20 protein-coding genes are annotated in these 18,046 nt (G+C 66.2%); 13 read left to right on the forward strand and 7 right to left on the reverse strand.

Translation table 11 applies throughout. From position 1 onward, the window contains the following. The 10 genes from AC1DZY_RS17530 to AC1DZY_RS17575 all read left to right on the forward strand — a co-directional run bounded on the left by AC1DZY_RS17530 (position 1) and on the right by AC1DZY_RS17575 (position 7,806). The gene (locus tag AC1DZY_RS17530) at positions 1-804 is read left to right on the forward strand and encodes an FAD binding domain-containing protein (protein WP_476821421.1); all 804 of its coding nucleotides are present in this window, start codon (positions 1-3) and stop codon (positions 802-804) included. Between the two features lie 118 nt (positions 805-922). Next, positions 923-1,837, forward strand: a complete 915-nt coding sequence (locus AC1DZY_RS17535) for an AAA family ATPase (protein WP_476821422.1) — start codon at positions 923-925, stop codon at positions 1,835-1,837. Between the two features lie 166 nt (positions 1,838-2,003). Beyond that, positions 2,004-2,378: a nuclear transport factor 2 family protein gene (locus AC1DZY_RS17540; RefSeq protein WP_476821423.1), complete on the forward strand. Its 375-nt coding sequence runs from the start codon at positions 2,004-2,006 to the stop codon at positions 2,376-2,378. A gap of 45 nt (positions 2,379-2,423) precedes the next feature. After that, positions 2,424-3,626, forward strand: a complete 1,203-nt coding sequence (locus AC1DZY_RS17545; protein WP_476821424.1) for a vWA domain-containing protein — start codon at positions 2,424-2,426, stop codon at positions 3,624-3,626. A gap of 199 nt (positions 3,627-3,825) precedes the next feature. Then, positions 3,826-4,149 (forward strand): XdhC family protein, encoded by a 324-nt coding sequence (locus tag AC1DZY_RS17550; RefSeq protein ID WP_476821425.1) that lies wholly within the window; start codon positions 3,826-3,828, stop codon positions 4,147-4,149. After that, on the forward strand, positions 4,149-4,778 hold the full coding sequence (locus AC1DZY_RS17555) for a LysE family translocator (RefSeq protein WP_476821426.1): 630 nt from the start codon (positions 4,149-4,151) through the stop codon (positions 4,776-4,778). Before AC1DZY_RS17550 ends, AC1DZY_RS17555 begins: the two co-directional genes overlap by 1 nt. A 5-nt stretch (positions 4,779-4,783) precedes the next feature. Beyond that, positions 4,784-5,476, forward strand: a complete 693-nt coding sequence (locus AC1DZY_RS17560; protein ID WP_476821427.1) for an XdhC family protein — start codon at positions 4,784-4,786, stop codon at positions 5,474-5,476. Between the two features lie 10 nt (positions 5,477-5,486). Next, positions 5,487-7,103 carry an NTP transferase domain-containing protein gene (locus AC1DZY_RS17565; RefSeq protein ID WP_476821428.1) on the forward strand — a complete coding sequence of 539 codons (1,617 nt, stop codon included), beginning with the start codon at positions 5,487-5,489 and terminating at the stop codon, positions 7,101-7,103. A gap of 56 nt (positions 7,104-7,159) precedes the next feature. Next, positions 7,160-7,417: a type II toxin-antitoxin system Phd/YefM family antitoxin gene (locus tag AC1DZY_RS17570; RefSeq protein ID WP_476821429.1), complete on the forward strand. Its 258-nt coding sequence runs from the start codon at positions 7,160-7,162 to the stop codon at positions 7,415-7,417. Continuing rightward, positions 7,414-7,806: a type II toxin-antitoxin system VapC family toxin gene (locus AC1DZY_RS17575; protein ID WP_476821430.1), complete on the forward strand. Its 393-nt coding sequence runs from the start codon at positions 7,414-7,416 to the stop codon at positions 7,804-7,806. Before AC1DZY_RS17570 ends, AC1DZY_RS17575 begins: the two co-directional genes overlap by 4 nt. Positions 7,807-7,815: 9 nt before the next feature. Here the strand turns inward: AC1DZY_RS17575 and AC1DZY_RS17580 are convergent, their stop codons facing one another. Then, positions 7,816-7,962 (reverse strand): DUF2256 domain-containing protein, encoded by a 147-nt coding sequence (locus tag AC1DZY_RS17580; RefSeq protein WP_476821431.1) that lies wholly within the window; start codon positions 7,960-7,962, stop codon positions 7,816-7,818. A gap of 91 nt (positions 7,963-8,053) precedes the next feature. On the opposite strand from AC1DZY_RS17580, the gene AC1DZY_RS17585 reads away from it, so the two are divergent. After that, a complete protein-coding gene (locus tag AC1DZY_RS17585) occupies positions 8,054-9,616 on the forward strand; it encodes a cryptochrome/photolyase family protein (protein WP_476821432.1) in 1,563 nt (520 codons plus the stop codon). A gap of 9 nt (positions 9,617-9,625) precedes the next feature. On the opposite strand, the gene bcsS is transcribed toward AC1DZY_RS17585, so the two are convergent. After that, positions 9,626-10,366, reverse strand: a complete 741-nt coding sequence (gene bcsS, locus AC1DZY_RS17590; RefSeq protein WP_476821433.1) for a cellulose biosynthesis protein BcsS — start codon at positions 10,364-10,366, stop codon at positions 9,626-9,628. Positions 10,367-10,548: 182 nt separating this feature from the next. Here bcsS and AC1DZY_RS17595 point away from each other — a divergent pair, with 182 nt between their 5' ends. Both AC1DZY_RS17595 and AC1DZY_RS17600 read left to right on the forward strand, forming a co-directional pair. After that, on the forward strand, positions 10,549-10,818 hold the full coding sequence (locus tag AC1DZY_RS17595; RefSeq protein ID WP_476821434.1) for an usg protein: 270 nt from the start codon (positions 10,549-10,551) through the stop codon (positions 10,816-10,818). Positions 10,819-10,915: 97 nt separating this feature from the next. Next, positions 10,916-11,512: an exopolysaccharide biosynthesis protein gene (locus tag AC1DZY_RS17600; protein ID WP_476821435.1), complete on the forward strand. Its 597-nt coding sequence runs from the start codon at positions 10,916-10,918 to the stop codon at positions 11,510-11,512. A gap of 9 nt (positions 11,513-11,521) precedes the next feature. Here the strand turns inward: AC1DZY_RS17600 and AC1DZY_RS17605 are convergent, their stop codons facing one another. From AC1DZY_RS17605 to AC1DZY_RS17625, 5 genes are all read right to left on the reverse strand, one after another. After that, a complete protein-coding gene (locus AC1DZY_RS17605) occupies positions 11,522-13,672 on the reverse strand; it encodes a putative bifunctional diguanylate cyclase/phosphodiesterase (protein ID WP_476821436.1) in 2,151 nt (716 codons plus the stop codon). 136 nt (positions 13,673-13,808) lie between these two features. Continuing rightward, positions 13,809-14,558, reverse strand: coding sequence for a proteasome-type protease (locus AC1DZY_RS17610; protein ID WP_476821437.1), 750 nt, complete (start codon positions 14,556-14,558; stop codon positions 13,809-13,811). A gap of 46 nt (positions 14,559-14,604) precedes the next feature. Beyond that, positions 14,605-15,432, reverse strand: coding sequence for a transglutaminase family protein (locus AC1DZY_RS17615; RefSeq protein ID WP_476821438.1), 828 nt, complete (start codon positions 15,430-15,432; stop codon positions 14,605-14,607). Positions 15,433-15,531: 99 nt separating this feature from the next. Next, positions 15,532-16,473 (reverse strand): alpha-E domain-containing protein, encoded by a 942-nt coding sequence (locus tag AC1DZY_RS17620; RefSeq protein WP_476821439.1) that lies wholly within the window; start codon positions 16,471-16,473, stop codon positions 15,532-15,534. A 67-nt stretch (positions 16,474-16,540) separates the two neighbouring features. Then, the gene (locus AC1DZY_RS17625) at positions 16,541-17,956 is read right to left on the reverse strand and encodes a circularly permuted type 2 ATP-grasp protein (RefSeq protein WP_476821440.1); all 1,416 of its coding nucleotides are present in this window, start codon (positions 17,954-17,956) and stop codon (positions 16,541-16,543) included. Positions 17,957-18,046 lie beyond the last annotated feature (90 nt).

Consider the following 18,046-nt stretch of genomic DNA (forward strand, 5'->3'; position numbering starts at 1 on the left):
ATGTACGCCTTCACCTATCACCGCCCCGCCACCGCGCGTCAGGCCGCGGGCCTGCTCGCCAAGAAGGAAGAGGCGAAGCTGCTCGCCGGCGGCCATACGCTGCTGCCGACGATGAAGCAGCGGCTGGCCTCTCCCGGCGCGCTGGTCGATCTCGGAGCCTGCGCCGACCTCAAGGGCATCGAGCGCAAGGGCCGCACCGTCGTCATCGGCGCGATGTCGACCCATGCCGAGGTCGCGGATTCTGCGATCGTGCAGGAGGCCATTCCGGGGCTGGCCTGGCTCGCCTCCCATATCGGCGATCCGCATGTGCGCCATCGCGGCACGATCGGCGGCTCGGTCGCCAACAACGACCCGGCGGCCGATTATCCCGCCGCGTGTCTCGCGCTGGGCGCCACCATCGTCACCAACAAGCGCAAGATCGGCGCGGACGAGTTCTTCACGGGCCTCTACGAGACGGCGCTGGAGGAGGGCGAGATCATCACCAGGATCGTGTTCCCGCTGGCGTCCAAGGCAGCCTATGCGAAATTCCGCAATCCGGCCTCGCGCTATGCGCTGGTTGGCGTCTTCGTCGCCAAGCGCGGCGCCGACGTGCGCGTCGCGGTGACCGGCGCGGGCGAGGGCGGCGTCTTCCGGTGGCCCGAGGGAGAGGCCGCCCTGAAGGCCCGCTTCGCGCCGAAATCTCTCGATGGCGTCAAGGCCTCGGCCAAGGGCATCAATGCCGACATGCATGCGGACGCTGAGTATCGCGCCCATCTGATCGGCGTGATGGCCAAGGAGGCGGTGGCGCGCGCGACCGGGAAGTAGGCCTGGGCGCAACCCCGTCGCGTCATGCCCGGGCTTGACCCGGGCGTCTCGCGCAAGCCTAGCTACGGCTCATCCCCACGAGATGCTCGGGCCAGGCCCGAGCATGACGCGAGTTGTCATGCCCTCTGCTCTGCCCGCCTCCATCGACGCCACCCTGACCCTCCTGCAGAGTCAGGGCTATGTCGCCGACCGCTCGCTCGCGACGGTTCTGTTCCTCGCGCTTCGGATGAAGCGTCCGCTGCTGCTCGAAGGTGAGGCCGGCACCGGCAAGACCGAGATCGCCAAGGTTCTGTCGGCTGCGCTCGGGCGCAAGCTGATCCGGCTGCAATGCTATGAGGGGCTGGATCTCGCCTCGGCGGTCTATGAGTGGAACTATGCCGGGCAGATGATGGCGATCAGGCTCGCCGAGGCCGGCGGCGCGACGGGCGACAGAGAGCGGCTGGAAGCCGACATCTTCTCGGAAAAATACCTCGTCAAGCGCCCGCTGCTGCAGGCGCTGGAGCCGCAGGAGGGTGGCGCTCCGATCCTGCTGATCGACGAGCTCGACCGGACAGACGAGGCCTTCGAGGCCTTTCTGCTCGAGGTCCTGGCGGATTCGCAGGTGACGATTCCCGAACTCGGCACGATCAAGGCGGCAGAACCGCCGATCGTGATCCTGACCTCGAACCGCACCCGCGAGATCCATGACGCGCTGAAGCGACGCTGCCTTTATCATTGGGTCGGCTATCCAGACGCTGCCCGCGAACTCGCGATTTTGAAGTCGCGCGCGCCGAACGCCCCGGCGAAACTCTCGAAGCAGGTGGTGTCGTTCGTGCAGGCGATCCGCAAGGAAGAACTGTTCAAGGCGCCCGGCGTCGCGGAGACGCTGGACTGGGCGAGCGCGCTGGTCGAGCTCGATGCAGTCGCGCTCGACCCGGCGCTGGTCTCGGACACGCTGGGCGCCCTGCTGAAGTATCAGGACGACATCCAGGCGATGCAGGGCTCGAAGGTGCGCGAACTGCTGGATCAGGTGAAGGCCGAGGCGCGGGCCTAAGCCTCGTCGCAGTACCAAGACGGGAATGCGCCGTCATTCCGGGCGCAGCGCAGCGGAGACCCGGAATCCATCGTCGAGCACCGGGAGTGCCTTGCGATGGATTCCGGATCGGCGCGGCTTCGCCGCTTGTCCGGAATGACGGCGAGGCTTTGGGAGGATTGCGACCATGAACGACGACATCAAAGCCATCGAGGCTGCGACCTGGACCTATCTCGACGGTCTCTATGAGGGCGACGTCGAGAAGCTCGGCGCGGTGTTTCATCCGACCAGCGCGCTGACGCAGTCCCATGAGGGCGCGGTTAAGATCGTGCCGCGCGACGAGTGGTTCGAGGCGGTGCGCAACCGGCCTTCGCCCAAGGCGTCCGGCATGGCGCGCGGCGACCATATCCTGACCGTCGATCTCGTCGGGCCGACGCTGGCGCTGGTGAAGGTGAAATGCCAGATGCCGCCGCGCTACTTCACCGATCTGCTGTCGTTCCTGAAGGTCGAGGGCAAATGGGTCGTGGCGCAGAAGGTGTTCATGACGGAGATGGGGGCTTGAGGCGCCTTCGCAAACTGACGGCTGCGGGGCAGCCAAGGTTTTAGGATGACCGGCAAGCTCCCCGAAAACGTCGCCTATTTCGCCCGCGCGCTGCGGATCGCCGGCCTGTCGGTCGGGCCCGGCGCGGTCGTCGAGGCCGTCGAGGCGCTGGCCGACGGCGCGCTGGGCGAGCGCGACGACGTCTATTGGGCGCTGCATGCGATCTTCGTGAAGAAGCACGAGGACAGCGTGATCTACGATCAGGCCTTCCGGCTGTTCTGGCGCCGCCGCGCCTTAATCGAAAAGCTGATGGCGCAGATGTCGCCGATCGCGCCCGGCGCCGACAGCCAGCCGCAGAAGGAAGAGGCCGGCGCGCTGCGCGTGGCCGAGGCCTTCGCGCCGCCCAAACGCGAGGACGAGGAGCCGCCGACCGAACTCACCGAATTGTCGGCGCGCCTGACCCTGTCGGACAAGGAGACACTGAAATCGCGCGATTTCGCCCAGATGAGCGCGGCCGAAATCGCCAGGGCGAAGCAGTTGATCGCCAGCCTTCGGCTGCCCGATGACACCGTGCCGACGCGGCGCTTCCAGGCGGCGCATCGGGGGCTGAGGATCGATCCGCGCCGGACCTTCCGGCAGTCGCTGCGGGGCGGCGGCGGCTCGATCGATCTCGCCTTTCGCGAGCGGGCGGAGGTGCATCCGCCGGTGGTGGCGCTGGTCGATATCTCCGGCTCGATGGCGGAGTATTCGCGCATCTTCCTGCATTTCCTGCATGCGATCACCGAGCAGCGCAGGCGGGTGCATTCCTTCGTCTTCGGCACGCGGCTGACCAACATCACACGCAGCCTGCGCGCCCGCGACCCCGACGAGGCGCTGGCGCTGGCGGGCCGCGCCGCGCCGGACTGGGAGGGCGGCACGCGCATCTCGACTGCGCTGCACACGTTCAACCGCATCTGGTCGCGCCGGGTGCTGGCGGGCGGGGCGGTCGTGCTGCTCTTCACCGACGGGCTGGAGCGCGACCTCGACGGTCAACTCGCCTTCGAGATGGACCGGCTGCATCGCTCCTGCCGGCAACTCGTCTGGCTCAATCCGCTGCTGCGCTTCGACGCCTTCGAGGCGAGGGCGAGCGGCATCCGCGCGATGCTGCCCCATGTCGATTCGTTCCGGCCGATCCACAGCCTCGCCGCGATGGCCGATCTGTGCGCCGCGCTTTCGCCCCATGCAGGGCAGAAGAGCGATCCGCGCCAGTGGTTGAAGAAGGCGGGTTGAGGCATGATGTTGTCATTTCCTTCTCCCCTCGGGGGAGAAGGTGTCTGCGTAGCAGACGGATGGGGGGCGGGTGGTCTTGGCGCTAGCATCGATAGTCGTGCGTCGGCGCGGCCCTCATCCGTCAGCGCTTCGCGCTGCCACCTTCTCCCCCGAGGGGAGAAGGAAGGTCGCTGGTTGAACAAAAGTGAGAATTGCCGCCATGATCAGCACCGACACCGACATCCTCTCTACGGCCGAAGCCTGGGCGAAATCTGGCCGCAGCGTTGCACTCGCCACCGTGATCGAGACCTGGGGCTCGGCGCCGCGCCCGGTCGGCTCGCATCTGGTCATCGACGGCGAGGGTAATTTCCAGGGCTCGGTCTCGGGCGGCTGCGTCGAAGGCGCGGTCGTCGAGGAGGCGGCGGATGTGATCGCCGACGGAAAAGCGCGCACGCTCGAATTCGGCGTCGCCGACGAGACCGCCTGGAAGGTCGGCCTCTCCTGTGGCGGGCGCATCCGGGTCTATGTGGAAAAGGTGAACTGATGGCCTCCTGGGAGACGCTCGTCGCCTTCGCGACGCTGACCGTGCTGGTCGCCTATTTTCCGGGGCCGGCGCTGCTCTATACAGCCGCGCAGACGATCGCGCATGGCAGGCGCGCAGGCTTCATGGCGATGCTGGGCATTCATCTCGGCTGCTACGTTCATGTGATGGCGGCGGCCTTCGGTCTCTCGGCCGTGTTCAAGCACGTGCCGGAGCTCTACGTCGCGGTGAAGCTTGCCGGCGCGCTCTATCTGGTCTGGCTCGGCATCGGCATGATCCGCGCGAAGCTGGCGCAGGCGGATGTCGCTGTCACGCCTCCGAAGACGGTCAAGCGCGCGCTGATCGATTCGTTCATCGTCGAGATCCTCAACCCGAAGGTCGCGCTGTTCTTCATCGCGCTCCTGCCGCAGTTCGTCGACCCGGCCGGCTCTCTGCCGGTCTGGGCGCAGTTCCTGATCCTGGGCACCATCGTCAACTTCGCCTTCTCCTCGGCCGATTTCGTCACTGTCCTGGGCGCGTCCGCCGTGATCAAAACGATGAAGCAGACCAAGGCGGGCTTTGCCTTCGGTCGCTGGCTCGGCGGTTCCTTGATGATCGGGCTCGGCGTCAAGCTCGCGACGGACAAGGGCTGAGACGCATGGATATCGCCATTCTCTCGGCGCTGAACGCCGAGCGTAGCGCGCGCCGCGCCACCATTCTGGTGACCGATGTCGCCAGCGGCGCGCAGCGGCTGGTCAAGGCCGCCGACATCGCCGCGGATCCGCTGGCGGCCGCGCTCGACAAGCAGTTGCGCATGGCCAAGAGCGCGATGATCGAGGCCGAGGGCGCGTCTTATTTCCTGACCGTGCAGGCGCCGCATCCGCGCATCGTCGTCACCGGCGCGGTGCATATCTCGCAGGCGATGGCGCCGATGGCGAAACTGCTCGATCTGGACGTTGCGATCATCGACCCGCGCACCGCCTTCGCCACGCCCGAGCGCTTCCCCGATGTGACGCTGCTGACGGAATGGCCCGACGAGGCGCTGGCGAGGCTCGGTCTCGACGGCTACACGGCCTTCGTCGCGCTGACGCACGACCCCAAGATCGACGATCCCGGGCTCGAGGCGGCGCTGCGCTCGGAGTGCTTCTATATCGGCGCGCTCGGCAGCCGGAAGACGAACGCCAAACGCATGGAGCGGCTGATGGCGGCAGGGTTCGACGAGGCCGCGACCGGGCGCATCCACGCCCCGGTCGGGCTCGACATCGGCGCGGTTTCACCCGCCGAGATCGCGCTCGCGATCCTGGGCGAGATCGTCAGCGCACTTCGCGGTCCGCGCCGGAAACCCGTTTGAGCCCGCAATCATGAAATTCGGACCGGTCGCGATCGCCGATTCCGCAGGCTGCGTCGCCGCGCACAGCGTGCGCGCCGGCGATGTCATTCTGCGCAAGGGCGCGACGATCACGGCCGCAGATGTGATCCGGCTAAGCGCGGCTGGCCTGACGGAACTCGTCGCCGTTCGCTTCGAGGCCGGCGACATCGACGAAAACGCCGCCGCCGCCAGGCTCGGCGTCGCGCTGGCGGGTCAGGGCGTTACCGTCGAGGCTCCCTTCACAGGCAGGGTCAATCTGTTTGCGGCATCCGCCGGCGTGCTGACGATCGACGCGGCCGCGATCGACCGCTTCAACCGGATCGACGAGGCGATCACCGCGGCGACGTTGCCGGCGATGAAGGCCGTCGTCGCCGGCGAAATGGTCGGCACCGTCAAGATCATCCCCTACGGACTGCCCGAAAGCCTGGTGGAGGAAGGGTTGGCGAGCCTGGCAGGGACGCGGCCTGTCGCTGTCGCCGCGTATCGCCCGGCGAAGATCGGCGTGATCTCGACGCTGCTGCCTGGCCTGAAGCCCTCCGTCGTAGACAAGACGCTGCGGGTGATGGATGAGAGGATCGGCCCGGCCGGAGCGCGTCTGTCCGGCGATGTCCGTGTGGCCCACGAGGCGGCGGCGCTCTCCGGCGCGATCCAGGCGATGGCTGCGGGGCCCTCCGACATCGTCGTCGTCTTCGGGGCATCGGCGATCACAGACCGGCGCGACGTGATCCCGCAGGCGCTGCTGGCGGCGGGCGGGCGGATCGAGCATCTCGGCATGCCGGTCGATCCCGGCAACCTGCTTTTGATCGGCGAACTCGACGGCAAGCCGGTGATCGGCGCGCCCGGCTGCGCGCGCTCGCCCAAGGAGAACGGCTTCGACTGGGTGCTGCAGCGCTGCCTTGCCGGTATCAAGGTCAGCCGTGGCGACATCCAGGCGATGGGCGTCGGCGGGCTTTTGATGGAGATCGTGTCTCGGCCGCAGCCGCGTGCGCCGGGCCGGATCGAGGCGGCGCGCGTGGCCGGAATCGTGCTGGCGGCCGGGCGCTCGACCCGGATGGGGCAGGCCAACAAGCTGCTGCAGATGGTGCGGGGCAAGCCGATGGTGCGGCACGCGGTGGAGGCGCAGGTCGCCTCCTGCGCCGCGCCGGTCATCGTCGTGACCGGCCACCAGCATGATGAGGTCGAGGTCGCGCTGGCGGGGCTCGACATCAGGCTCGTGCACAACCCGGATTTCGYCTCGGGGCTCGCAGGGTCGGTGAAGGCCGGCGTCGCCGCCTTGCCGGAGGGCATTGCGGGCGTCGTGATGTCGCTCGGCGACATGCCCAATGTCACGCCCGAGGTCATCGACCGGCTGGCACAGGTTTTCGGCGAGCGCGGCGAGGCGCTTGCGGTGGCGCCGACGCTGTTTGGACAGCGTGGCAATCCGGTGCTGCTGGCACGCGGGCTGTTTTCAGCCGTCGCGGGGCTTTCGGGCGATCAGGGCGCGCGGCGGCTGCTCGACGAGGCGGGCGACGCGACCGTGGAGGTGCCGTTCACCGATCCCGCCATCGCGCTCGATGTCGATACGCCAGAAGCGCTGAAGGCGTTGACGGGCGGTGCGCCGCAATCTTGATTTGGACCAATGATTGGTCTATTTGAAGGTGTCTGTTTTGATGCGGGGAGGCGCAGATGGATGTTCCCGTCAGCGAGGCGAAGGGGCAGTTGACAGACCTCGTTCGTCGTGCCGAGGCCGGCGAAGACGTCGTTCTGACCCGGCATGGTCAGCCTGCCGTTAGGCTTGTGCCAGTGCATCAGCTTCAGACGCCCGAAGAACGCATGCGCATCATGACAGAGGTTCAGGCGATGGCGCGCGGCAAGGCGCTGCCTGGACCCTGTGCGGCGCGCAGCCAGGATTTTCTCTATGACGAGGATGGCCTGCCAAAATGATTGCGGTCGATACGTCGGCATTGATGGCGATCATTCTCGAGGAACCGGAAGCCGCTTCATGCATGAAGGCGATTGCGTTTGAGCCGGTTGTTCTGATCTCCGCCGGTACTTTGGCTGAGGCCTTCATTGTTGCGGGAGGCCGCGATCTTACCGATCAGATGGAAACGCTCGTCGGGCGTCTGTCGCTGGAAGTCGTATCTGTGAGCCACGATGGCGCGCGCAGCGCAGCAGCTGCGCATCGGAAATGGGGCCGTGGCCGCCACAGCGCCAAGCTCAATTTCGGCGACTGTTTCGCTTATGCACTGGCCAAAGACCGAAACTGCCCGCTGCTTTTCATTGGTCAAGATTTTGCACAGACCGATCTGGAGCCTGTCCTCAAGCACAATTGAGTCATCGACCTACTGCTTCGCTTCCCGCCGACAGCGCTCCGAACAGAATTTCACCTCGTCCCAGACCCGCGCCCATTTCCTGCGCCAGGCGAAGGGCCGGCCGCAATGCTGGCATGGCTTCTGTGGCAGATCGCCCTTGCGCAGCATTTTCGGCATGGCCCGCCTCGCTTCGTCGTCCGGCTGCCCTAGCTTCGCTTTCGGGCGCGGCCGGTCGTGTCGAAGATAGGGCAGGCGGGGCGCGAGGGACATGGTGGCAGCGGGCAGGGGAACTGGCCGGACCGCGCGAACCGGCGCGCTCCGTTTCGTCCTTGGTGACCAGCTGACGCGCTCGGTTTCGGCTCTCAGAGGGCTCGACCCTGCCCGCGATGTCGTGCTGATGGTCGAGGTGGCGGAGGAGACCTCCTATGTCGGCCATCACAAGCAGAAGATCGCGCTGATCCTCTCGGCGATGTGCCATTTCGCGCAGGCGCTGCGGGACGAAGGCGTCACGGTCGATTATGTCCGCCTCGACGACAGCGCCAACACCGGCTCTTTCGGCGGGGAACTGGCGCGAGCGGTCGCGCGCCACCAGCCCGATACGGTGCTCATGACCGAGCCCGGCGAATGGCGCGTCTGGCAGATGATGCAGGACTGGCGCGAGGAACTCGCCGTTCCGCTCCATATCCTGCCGGACACGCGCTTCATCTGCTCGCGGACCGAGTTCGCCGCCTGGGCCCATGGCCGCAAAAGCTATCGGATGGAGTTCTTTTATCGGGAGATGCGCCGCAAGACCGGATTGTTGATGGTCGATGGCGAGCCTCAGGGCGGCCAATGGAATTTCGACCCCGAGAACCGCAAGGCCCTGCCGAAAGGGGTCTCGCCGCCGGCGCGCAAAACGTTCGAGGTCGACGCGACGACGCGTGAGGTGCTGGAGATGGTCGCCGCGCGCTTTCCGGAGAATTTCGGCGATCTGGAGCCGTTTTGCTGGGGGGTGACGCGAGCGGATGCGCTGACAGCGCTGCAGGGTTTCGTCGATGTCGCGTTGGCGCGCTTCGGCGATTATCAGGACGCGATGAAGGCGGGCGAACCGTTCCTCTTCCACGGGCTGATCTCGCCCTATCTCAATCTCGGGCTGCTCGAGCCGCTGGAGGTCTGCCGTGCGGCGGAGGCAGCCTGGCAGGCGGGCAAAGCGCCGCTCAACGCCGTGGAAGGCTTCATCCGGCAGATCGTTGGCTGGCGCGAATATGTCCGCGGCATCTACTGGCTGGAGATGCCCGACTACGCGCAGACGAACGCGCTGAACGCGACCCGCAAGCTGCCGTGGTTCTACTGGAGCGGCGAGACGCCAATGAACTGCCTGAAGCAGTGCATCAGTGAGACGCGCCGGCACGCCTATGCCCACCATATCCAGCGCCTGATGGTGACCGGCAATTTCGCGCTGCTGGCGGGCATCGCGCCGGCTGAGATCGAGGCGTGGTATCTCGCCGTCTATGCCGACGCCTTCGACTGGGTCGAACTCCCCAACACCCACGGCATGGTGATGTTTGCCGATGGCGGCCTGCTGGCCTCGAAGCCCTATGCGGCCTCGGGCGCTTACATCGACCGGATGTCGGATTATTGCGGGACCTGCGCCTATGATGTGAAGGCGAAAGCGGGCGAGCAGGCCTGCCCGTTCAATTACCTCTACTGGAATTTTCTGATCGAGAACGAGACGCGGCTCGGGCGCAATCCGCGCCTGGCGATGCCTTATCGCACGCTGGCGAAGATGACCGGGGAGCGTCGCAGCGAGATCGTCGCCGATGCGGTCCGTTTTCTGGGTGCGCTTGCCTGATTCGCCCGCTCATTTGCGCCAGTGCAGGCCCAGCGTCGCATAGGCTTCCGAGGGACGGTCGCTGGTGCGCTGCCAGCCGCCCGAAAGCCGCCATGTCAGGCCGAACAGCCGAAGCCCGGTCAAGTGCAGGCCGAGCCGGAGCTTGCTGTAGTCGTTCTGGCGATAGCTTTCGATTTCGGGGCCGACATAGACGCCGCGCAGCGAAACGCTTTCGGGCAGATAGCCTTGAGGCAGCAGATCGGGCGGGAACGTCCAGCCGGTCGCGAGCCTGCCCCAGAGCCGCCGCTCGATCGTCGAGGCGTAGGCGCTTGCCTGCAGCATCATCTCCGGCAATGGCGTCGCCCAGAGATCGCCCTGCAGGCGCTGGCCGAAGCGGCTGACGACGCAGCCGCAGGGGCGCTGCTCGCTCTCGTAGTCGGTGCCGGCGTAAACTGCGACGAAGGTGTCGCCGATACGCCATTCATACCCGATCAGGGCCTGGGCCTCGCTCTTGTAGGCGATGCCGCGCGGCGTGACGCGGCCGGCCTGCTCGCGCGCCAGACCGACCTTCACCAGGGTCCTGAAGCCGCTGGCGTCGAGCCCGCCTTCGCCATAGCTGCGCTTCATGCCGAGGGCAGTGAAGGTCTTGGTCGGCCCGGCTTCGAGCGAGCCGAACAGCACGGTCGAGACCGGGTCCCGTTCGCCGATCTCGTCCTCGGCCATGGCGGGAACCGACAGGACAATCCCCGCCACGGCGGCGAGCCTGGCCAAAAATCGTCTGGCTCCTTGATGCGCCACGCAGGCTCCCGAACGCATACGCAACCGCAGCGCCTCTGCTGCACGCCATGATTGCAGCAGCTTGGCAGGAGCCTTGCAAGCTTTTGTTAACCAGACGGGCGCAGCTTTGACTTAACCGGCTCAATTTTCATCGCGTGATGACGAAGGAGATGGCGATGGCTTCAGCGGACTTCATCCGGCAACTTGCAGGCTACGGCCTGACCACGGCGACGATCCTCTACCGCATGCCGGATCATCCGAAATTGCTCCAGACCTATATCTGGCAGCAATATGATCTCGCACCCCGCTTTCCGGTGCTGCATGATTTCCTCGACTTCTGGAAGCGAGAGCTCGAGGGGCCGCTGCATTCGATCACCGTGGCGCATTCGCGGCTGATCCGGCCCGCCGAGATCGTCAACGTCAATGGCGTGCTGACGCTGCACTAGAACCGCAAACGAGATCGCGGCATGCGTGCGCCGTGCTTGTTGCACGGTGGCTTGCCATGCTAGGCCGCACGTCCCGCCCCGGCCTGGCCCATATCGCTTGTCCTCTCCGCTTCGCACCTCCGGACTTCTGACGGCGCTCGCCGCACTGCCCGGAGAGCGCATCGGCGTGTCGACCATCGTTTCGGCGCTGAAAGACCGGACCTATGCGCTGCTGGTCGTGCTGCTCGGCCTGCCGAACTGCCTGCCGATGCCGCCACCGATTCCGCTGGTCTGCGGCCTCGTGCTCGCCTTCGTCGCGGCGCAGATGCTGACCGGCCGCTCGGTGCCGTGGCTGCCGCAGGTGCTTCTCGCCAAGAGCATCGGCAAGCCCGAACTCAGCCGCGCGGTTGCGCGCGCCGTGCCCGTGCTGTCGCGGCTGGAGCGGTTCTCGCGCCCGCGCCTGACGGTGCTCGGTGGCTCGATCGCCATTCCCGTGCTCGGCGTGCTGATCCTGGCGCTGGCGCTCGGTCTGGTGGTGGCGGCGCCTTTCATCGGGCAGATCCCGCTCGGTCTGGCCGTCTGCCTTGTTGGACTTGGTCTCGTCGAGCGCGACGGGCTGTTCATCATCGCTGGCGCCGTGGTCGGCGCGGGCGGGCTGATCCTGAGCGCCGGCTTCGCCTATGCAATCGTCAGCGGCCTGTCGGGCCTGTTCTAGGCGTTCAGATCAGGCCGCGGCCAGAATGGCGGCGAAGGGCGCATCGAGCGCCAGCAGGCGGTCGATCTCCGACGCCGTGACGCCCTTGGAGAACAGGAAGCCCTGCAGTTCGTGGCAGCCTATCGCCTGCAAGAAGCGGTGCTGCTCGGCCGTCTCGACGCCTTCGGCGCAGACGCGCAGGCCCAGCGCCCGGCCAAGATGGGCGATCGAATGGACAAGGATCGCGGATTCGCCGGTCGTTTCCATGTATTCGAGGAAAGAGCGGTCGATCTTGATCTTGTCGAAGGCGAAGCGGCGCAGGTAGATCAGGCTCGAATAGCCGGTGCCGAAATCGTCGAGCGCCAGGCCGATGCCGTGGCCGCGCAAATCCATCATCGCCGCTTCCGCCGCATCGGCGTCCTCGACCACCACGCCCTCGGTCAGTTCCAGTTCGAGCCGGCTCGGGTCGAAGCCGGTTTCCTCGATGATGCGGATGACGTTGGCGACGAAATCCTTGTGACGGAACTGGATCGGCGAGACGTTGACGGAGAGCCTGATGCCTTCCCAGCGCTTCGCCTCCGAACAGGCGCGGCGCAGCACCCATTCGCTCAGCGGCACGATCAGGCCGCGCTCCTCGGCGATGCTGATGAATTCGGACGGCGGCACCATGCCGTGGACGGGGTGCGGCCAGCGCACCAGCGCCTCGACGCCGACGATCGTCGAGCCGTCGATAGAGACCTGCGGCTGATAGTGCAGCACGAGCTCGTCACGGTCGATCGCCTTGCGCAGATCCTCCTCGACCATGCGCTTGAGCTGGAGCGAGCGGTTCATCCGCTCCTCGAAGAACGAGTAGCGGTTACGACCGCTGTTCTTCGATTGATAGAGCGCGGTGTCGGCGAGCTTCAGCAGCGTCTCGCGGTCGCTGCCGTCCTGCGGTGCGAGCGCAATGCCGATCGAGCAGCCAATCGCGGTTTCGACACCGAAGATCGAGAACGGCTGGGTCAGGCTGGCGAGGATCCGTTCGCCCAGCGCCGCGCTGCCGGCAGGATCGAGGATGTTGGTCTGGATGATGCCGAACTCGTCGCCGCCCAGCCTTGCGACGGTGTCGCCGAGACGCATCATGTTGGCGAGTCGGTCGGCGACCTGGCGTATCAATTCGTCGCCGGCGGTGTGGCCATAAGTGTCGTTGACGGCCTTGAAGCGGTCGAGATCGAGCAACAGCACGGCAAGGCCGGAACCGGTGCGCTGGAGCTGCGCCAGTTCCTGGTCGAGGCGCAGGTCGAAGGTGCGCCGGTTGGGCAGCATGGAGAGCTCGTCCTGGCCGGCGAGGCGCTGGATCTGGCGCTCGCGTAGCGCGATCTCGATCGCGGCGCCGCGCAGCCGATGGACCACGAAAGCGAAGATGGCTGCAAACAGCACGCCGACGGCGATCAGCCCGGACAGGAACTGGCGCAGCATGGCGTCGCCTGGCCGGTCCGGCGTCCAGGTCAGCCATGCCTTGACAGCACCGTCCGGCGCGAGGATCTCGCGGCGAGCCGCCGGATCGGACGGGGTTTCACCGGTGATCCTGATCCCGGCGACACGATAGCGATCGCCGAGATCGTTCAGCATCGACCCCGTCAGCCGGCGATAGCCGACGAGTCGCAAGCCGCCGAGGCGCGCCGCGATGACGGGCGTCGACGACGTGGCGAGATCCACGACGATCATGGCGATGGCTTCGTGATCGTCGTGGATCATCAGGGTCTTGGCGGAAGCGGCCTGACCTTCAACGGTGGGGGGGCTGCCCGGCAACGTTCGGTTGAAATGCTTCAGCCCGTCATAACCGGCCTGGCCGGCTGCGACGCCGGATTCGACGCCCGCCAGAACCCGCCCCGACGCCGTAACGATATAGGCGCCGTCGAACTCCAGAAAGCGCGTGCTCAGCCTGACAAAGGCCCTTTGAAGCGCCTGAAGGGGCTCAGGATCGGCAAGCGCGGCCTGCAGCTCGCCAGTCGCTGCCATGTTGTCCATGCGCAGCCGGCGCAACCGGACCTGGCTGTCGATCGCCGCCTCGACCCGGTCGCGCTGGCGCATCGCCTCGAGCCGGTTGGCGTCGTTGGCGATCGCGAGCACCACCCCGATCGCCGCACCGATAACGAGCACGAACGCGCAGCCAAGCGTCGCCACGGTGCTCTTGAGCATTCGCGCCGAGGAGTCCGCGTTCGTCATCTTCGCGACTTTAGGCGCGCGCATCAGCTGTCCCAAGGAGCTTCTGAAGCGAACCATGACAAGGGAATGTTGACATCCCGTTGCCAGAGACGGGCGTTGCCGACATTTCTCAACCAGTAGGCGATCCGTAAGGCGGACGCGGAATCGCGGTATGGGCGGCGCGCAACGCGGCCGACCAGCGCTCGCGCAGGTCGTGGAAATAGGGCTCCCCGGCCTCGATGCGGCGGTTCAGCTCGGGTTCGTCGGTGTCGCGGCGCATCACGATCAGGTCGATCGGCAGGCCGACGCCGAGATTGGAGCGCATCGTCGAATCCATCGAGATCAGGCCGACTTTCAGCGCGTCGTAGAGATGCGTCTTGTAGGTCACGGCGCGATCGAGGATCGGCTTGCCGTATTTATGCTCGCCGACCTGCAGGAACGGCGCATCCATGCCGCATTCGATGAAGTTGCCGGCGCCGTAGATCATGAACAGCCGCATCGGCTCGCCCTTGATCTGGCCGCCGAACAGCATGGAGACGTCGAATTTCACACCGGCGTCCCGCAGCGCCGGGCCGTCGGTGTCGCGCACCGAGCGAATGGCCCGGCCGACCAGCTGTGCGGCGCGGAACATCGAGGATGCGTTGCGCAACGTATCGAGTTCGCCCGTCTCGGGGTTGGGGAGGCCCTCATGCAGCAGGCTGACGACGGACTGCGTCACCGACAGGTTGCCCGCCGTCGCGAGCGCGAAGGTGCGCTCGCCCGGCCAGGAGAAGACATGCAGCTTGCGGAAGGTCGAGACGTCGTCCAGCCCGGCATTGGTCCGGGTGTCGGCGATCATCACGAGGCCATCCTGCACGAGAATTCCGGCGCAATAGGTCACGGTGCGTATCCTCGCAGGCTGCGGCCGGGGAGGCCGGTCCGGGCGTTCACTGATTGGTCTGGCGGTCGCCGGCCTGTGTCGCCCTGACGACGACCGAGAGGCTTTCGCCATCGCCACCCTTGCGTGCGCCGCGAACCGGCGCCGCGTCGGAGTAGTCCAGACCGGATGCGATGCGGATATGGGTGTCGATCGGGCAGACCCCATTGGCGCAGTCGAAGCCGATCCAGCCGAAACCCTCCACAAAGACCTCGGCCCAGGCATGGGCGCGATCCTGATGGGGGAGGCTGTCGCTCTCGGCGACATAGCCCGAGACATAGCGCGCCGGCATTTCGAGATGGCGGGCGCAGGCGATGAAGACATGCGCCAGATCCTGGGCGATGCCCTCCCGCTCGGCGAAGGCCTTGGCTGCGCCGATGCCGACGCGGTCGGTCGGTTCGAGGCAGGTCATCTCGGCATGGAGCGCGTCCATCAGGGCATGCATGCGGCCAAGCGGCGTATCGGCGTCGCGGATCGCATCGATCGCAAAGCCGCGCAGCGCCTCGTCGGATGCGCTCAGCAGCGTTTCGCGGCGAAACACTTCCGGCGGCACGCGTTCGATGCCGCCGCGGACCACGCCGGCGAGATTCAGGGTTTCGATCAGGCCGCTGATCTGGATGGTCAGGCCCGAGATCGGGCCGTCGGCCGAGAAGGTATGGGTGACGTTGCCATGCGGATCCTGGCCCGTACGCAGGCGGCCGTCGACATTGGGCTCGATGCGCCAGGACATGACATGCTGGCCGTCATGGTCGCGCGGGGTCAGCCGCAGGATCTGCGTGATGTGCCGGGCGGGTTCGGCATAGGCGTAACTGATCGAGTGGGAAATCCGGATCCGCATGGCGATCGCTGGGTCTCGGGTCTGGCGTCTGGTTCTTGGCGTGTGTGCTCGGCTTCTCTTAACGACCTGCGCCGCAGGACGCGAGCCCGCAGCCCGCGCCTATTGCAGATATTGCTCGATGATGGTGCCGCCGAGCCGGTTGTTCTCGGTGATGAAGTCCGAGATGAACTCGTGCAGACCGTGCTGGAAGATGTCGTCGATGCGGGTGTTGGACAGGTTGGCCAGCGTCTTGCGGGCCTGTCGCTGGGCTGGGCCCTGCCGGCCATAGGCGTCGCCGAGCTGGTCGAGGAAGCGAGAGATGTTCTCGTAGCAGGCGGCCAGCGAACGCGGCATGCGCCGGTTCAGGATCAGCAGGTCGGCGATCAGCAGCGGCTTCACCGCCTCGCGATAAACCCAGTGATAGGCCGTCAGCGCAGAGACCTCGCGCAGCACGGTCGTCCACTGGAAGTAGTCGAGCGAGCCGCCGACCTGCTCGGTGTCGGGCAGGAGGACGTGGTACTTCACATCGAGGATGCGCGCGGTGTTGTCGGCGCGCTCGACATAGACGCCGAGCCTCGAGAACCAGTAGCCGTCGTCGCGCAGCATGGTGCGGTAGGCCGAGCCGTCGAAGACGAGCGAGACGTTCTTCACCCAGTCGAGGAAGCGGGCAAACTCCTCGCGGTCCATGCGTTTCTTCTCGAAACGCTGGAGTTCGAGCCAGGCGCCGTTCAGCGCGTCCCACATTTCCGAGGTCAGCGCGGTGCGGACCGCGCGCGCATTGGAGCGCGCCAGCGCCAGGCAGTTGCGGATCGAGGAGGCGTTATCGGGGTTGAAGGTCAGGAAGTCGCAGACATTGCGCTCATTGGCCTCGCCATAGGCCTTGGCGAAAGTGTCCTCGCAGCCGGCGGTCGAGACCGCGCTCTGCCATTCGGTGCCGGCGCCGCCATAGGCGTGAGGCAGGTTGGTCAGTCGCGTCGTCGCATCGAGGATGCGGGCGAGGTATTCGGCCCGCTCGACATAGCGGGAGACCCAGTAGAGAGCATCGGCGGTGCGCGAGAGCATTGTCAGTTCGGGCCTTTTCGCGAAGAGGCGCGGAGTGTCTGGGGCGGGTTCAGCGGCGCGGCCAATGTCATGCATCGAGTACCCAGGTGTCCTTGGTGCCGCCGCCCTGGCTGGAATTGACCACGAGCGAACCTTCCTTGAGCGCGACCCGCGTCAGGCCGCCGGGCACGCAGGAGATGCCGTTGGCGCCCGAGAGCACATAGGGGCGCAGGTCGACATGGCGGGGCGCGACGCCGGACGCCACGAAGGTCGGGCAGGTCGAGAGCGCCAGCGTCGGCTGGGCGATGAAGCCCTCGGGGCTTGCCTTGAGCTTCTTGCGGAAGGTCTCGATCTGCGCCTTGTTGGCGTGCGGGCCGACAAGCATGCCGTAGCCGCCCGAGCCGTTGACCTCCTTGACGACGAGCTTCTCGAGATTGTCGAGCACATAGGCGTTGGCCTCGGGCTCGCGGCAGCGGAAGGTCGGGACGTTCTTCAGGATCGGCTCCTCGCCGGTGAAGAACTTCACGATCTCGGGCATGTAGCTGTAGACCGCCTTGTCGTCGGCGACGCCGGTGCCCACTGCATTGGCCAGCGTGACGTTGCCGGCCTTGTAGGCGCCGATCAGGCCGGGCACGCCCAGGATCGAGTCGCTGCGGAAGACGAGCGGGTCGATGAACTCGTCGTCGATGCGGCGATAGATCACGTCGACGCGCTTGGGACCCTGTGTGGTCCGCATATAGACGATGTCGTCCTTGACGAGCAGATCGGAACCCTCGACCAGCTCGACACCGAGCTTGTCGGCGAGGAACGAGTGCTCGTAGAAGGCCGAGTTGAACTGGCCGGGCGTCAGCAGGCAGATCGACGGGTCAGCGGGGGCCGAACGCGGTGCGACCGAGCGCAGCGTCGCCAGCAACTGGTCGGGATAGTTGTCGACGGGTGCGACGCGGTGGGTGGCGAACAGCTCCGGAAAGAGCCGCAGCATCACCTCGCGGTTCTCCATCATGTAGGAGACGCCGGACGGGGTGCGCGCATTGTCCTCCAGCACATAGAATGTGTCGGCATCGACCCTGACCACATCGATGCCGGCGATATGGCAGTAGATGTCGTGGGGGACCTTGAAGTCGACCATTTCGAGCTGGTAGCAGGCGTTGCCATAGACCAGATCGGGCGGGATGATGCCGGCCCTGAGGCATTCCTTGGGGCCATAGACATCGGCCAGGAACATGTTCAGCGCCGTGACGCGCTGGCGCAGCCCCTTTTCCAGCTTGGTCCATTCCGGCTTGGTCAGGACGCGCGGGATGATGTCGAAGGGGATCAGGCGCTCGGTCGATTCCTCATCGCCATAGACGGCGAAGGTGATGCCGATGCGCCGGAAGAACAGTTCCGCCTGGCTGCGGCGCAGCGCCAGCATCTCCGGCGGAGCTTCTTTCAGCCAGCGATCGAGCTCGGCATAGGCTGGTCTGAGCTCGCTTCCGCCGCCCAACATCTCATCGAACGCGACCATTCAGGCGTCTTCCCCATTTGCGACAGCCTATGCCTATTCGCGAGCGTTCGGAAAGAGGCCTCTTGCTGAGCCCTTTGGCGGGGGCTGCCT

The sequence above is a fragment of the Allobosea sp. P2_A10 genome (assembly GCF_056405115.1).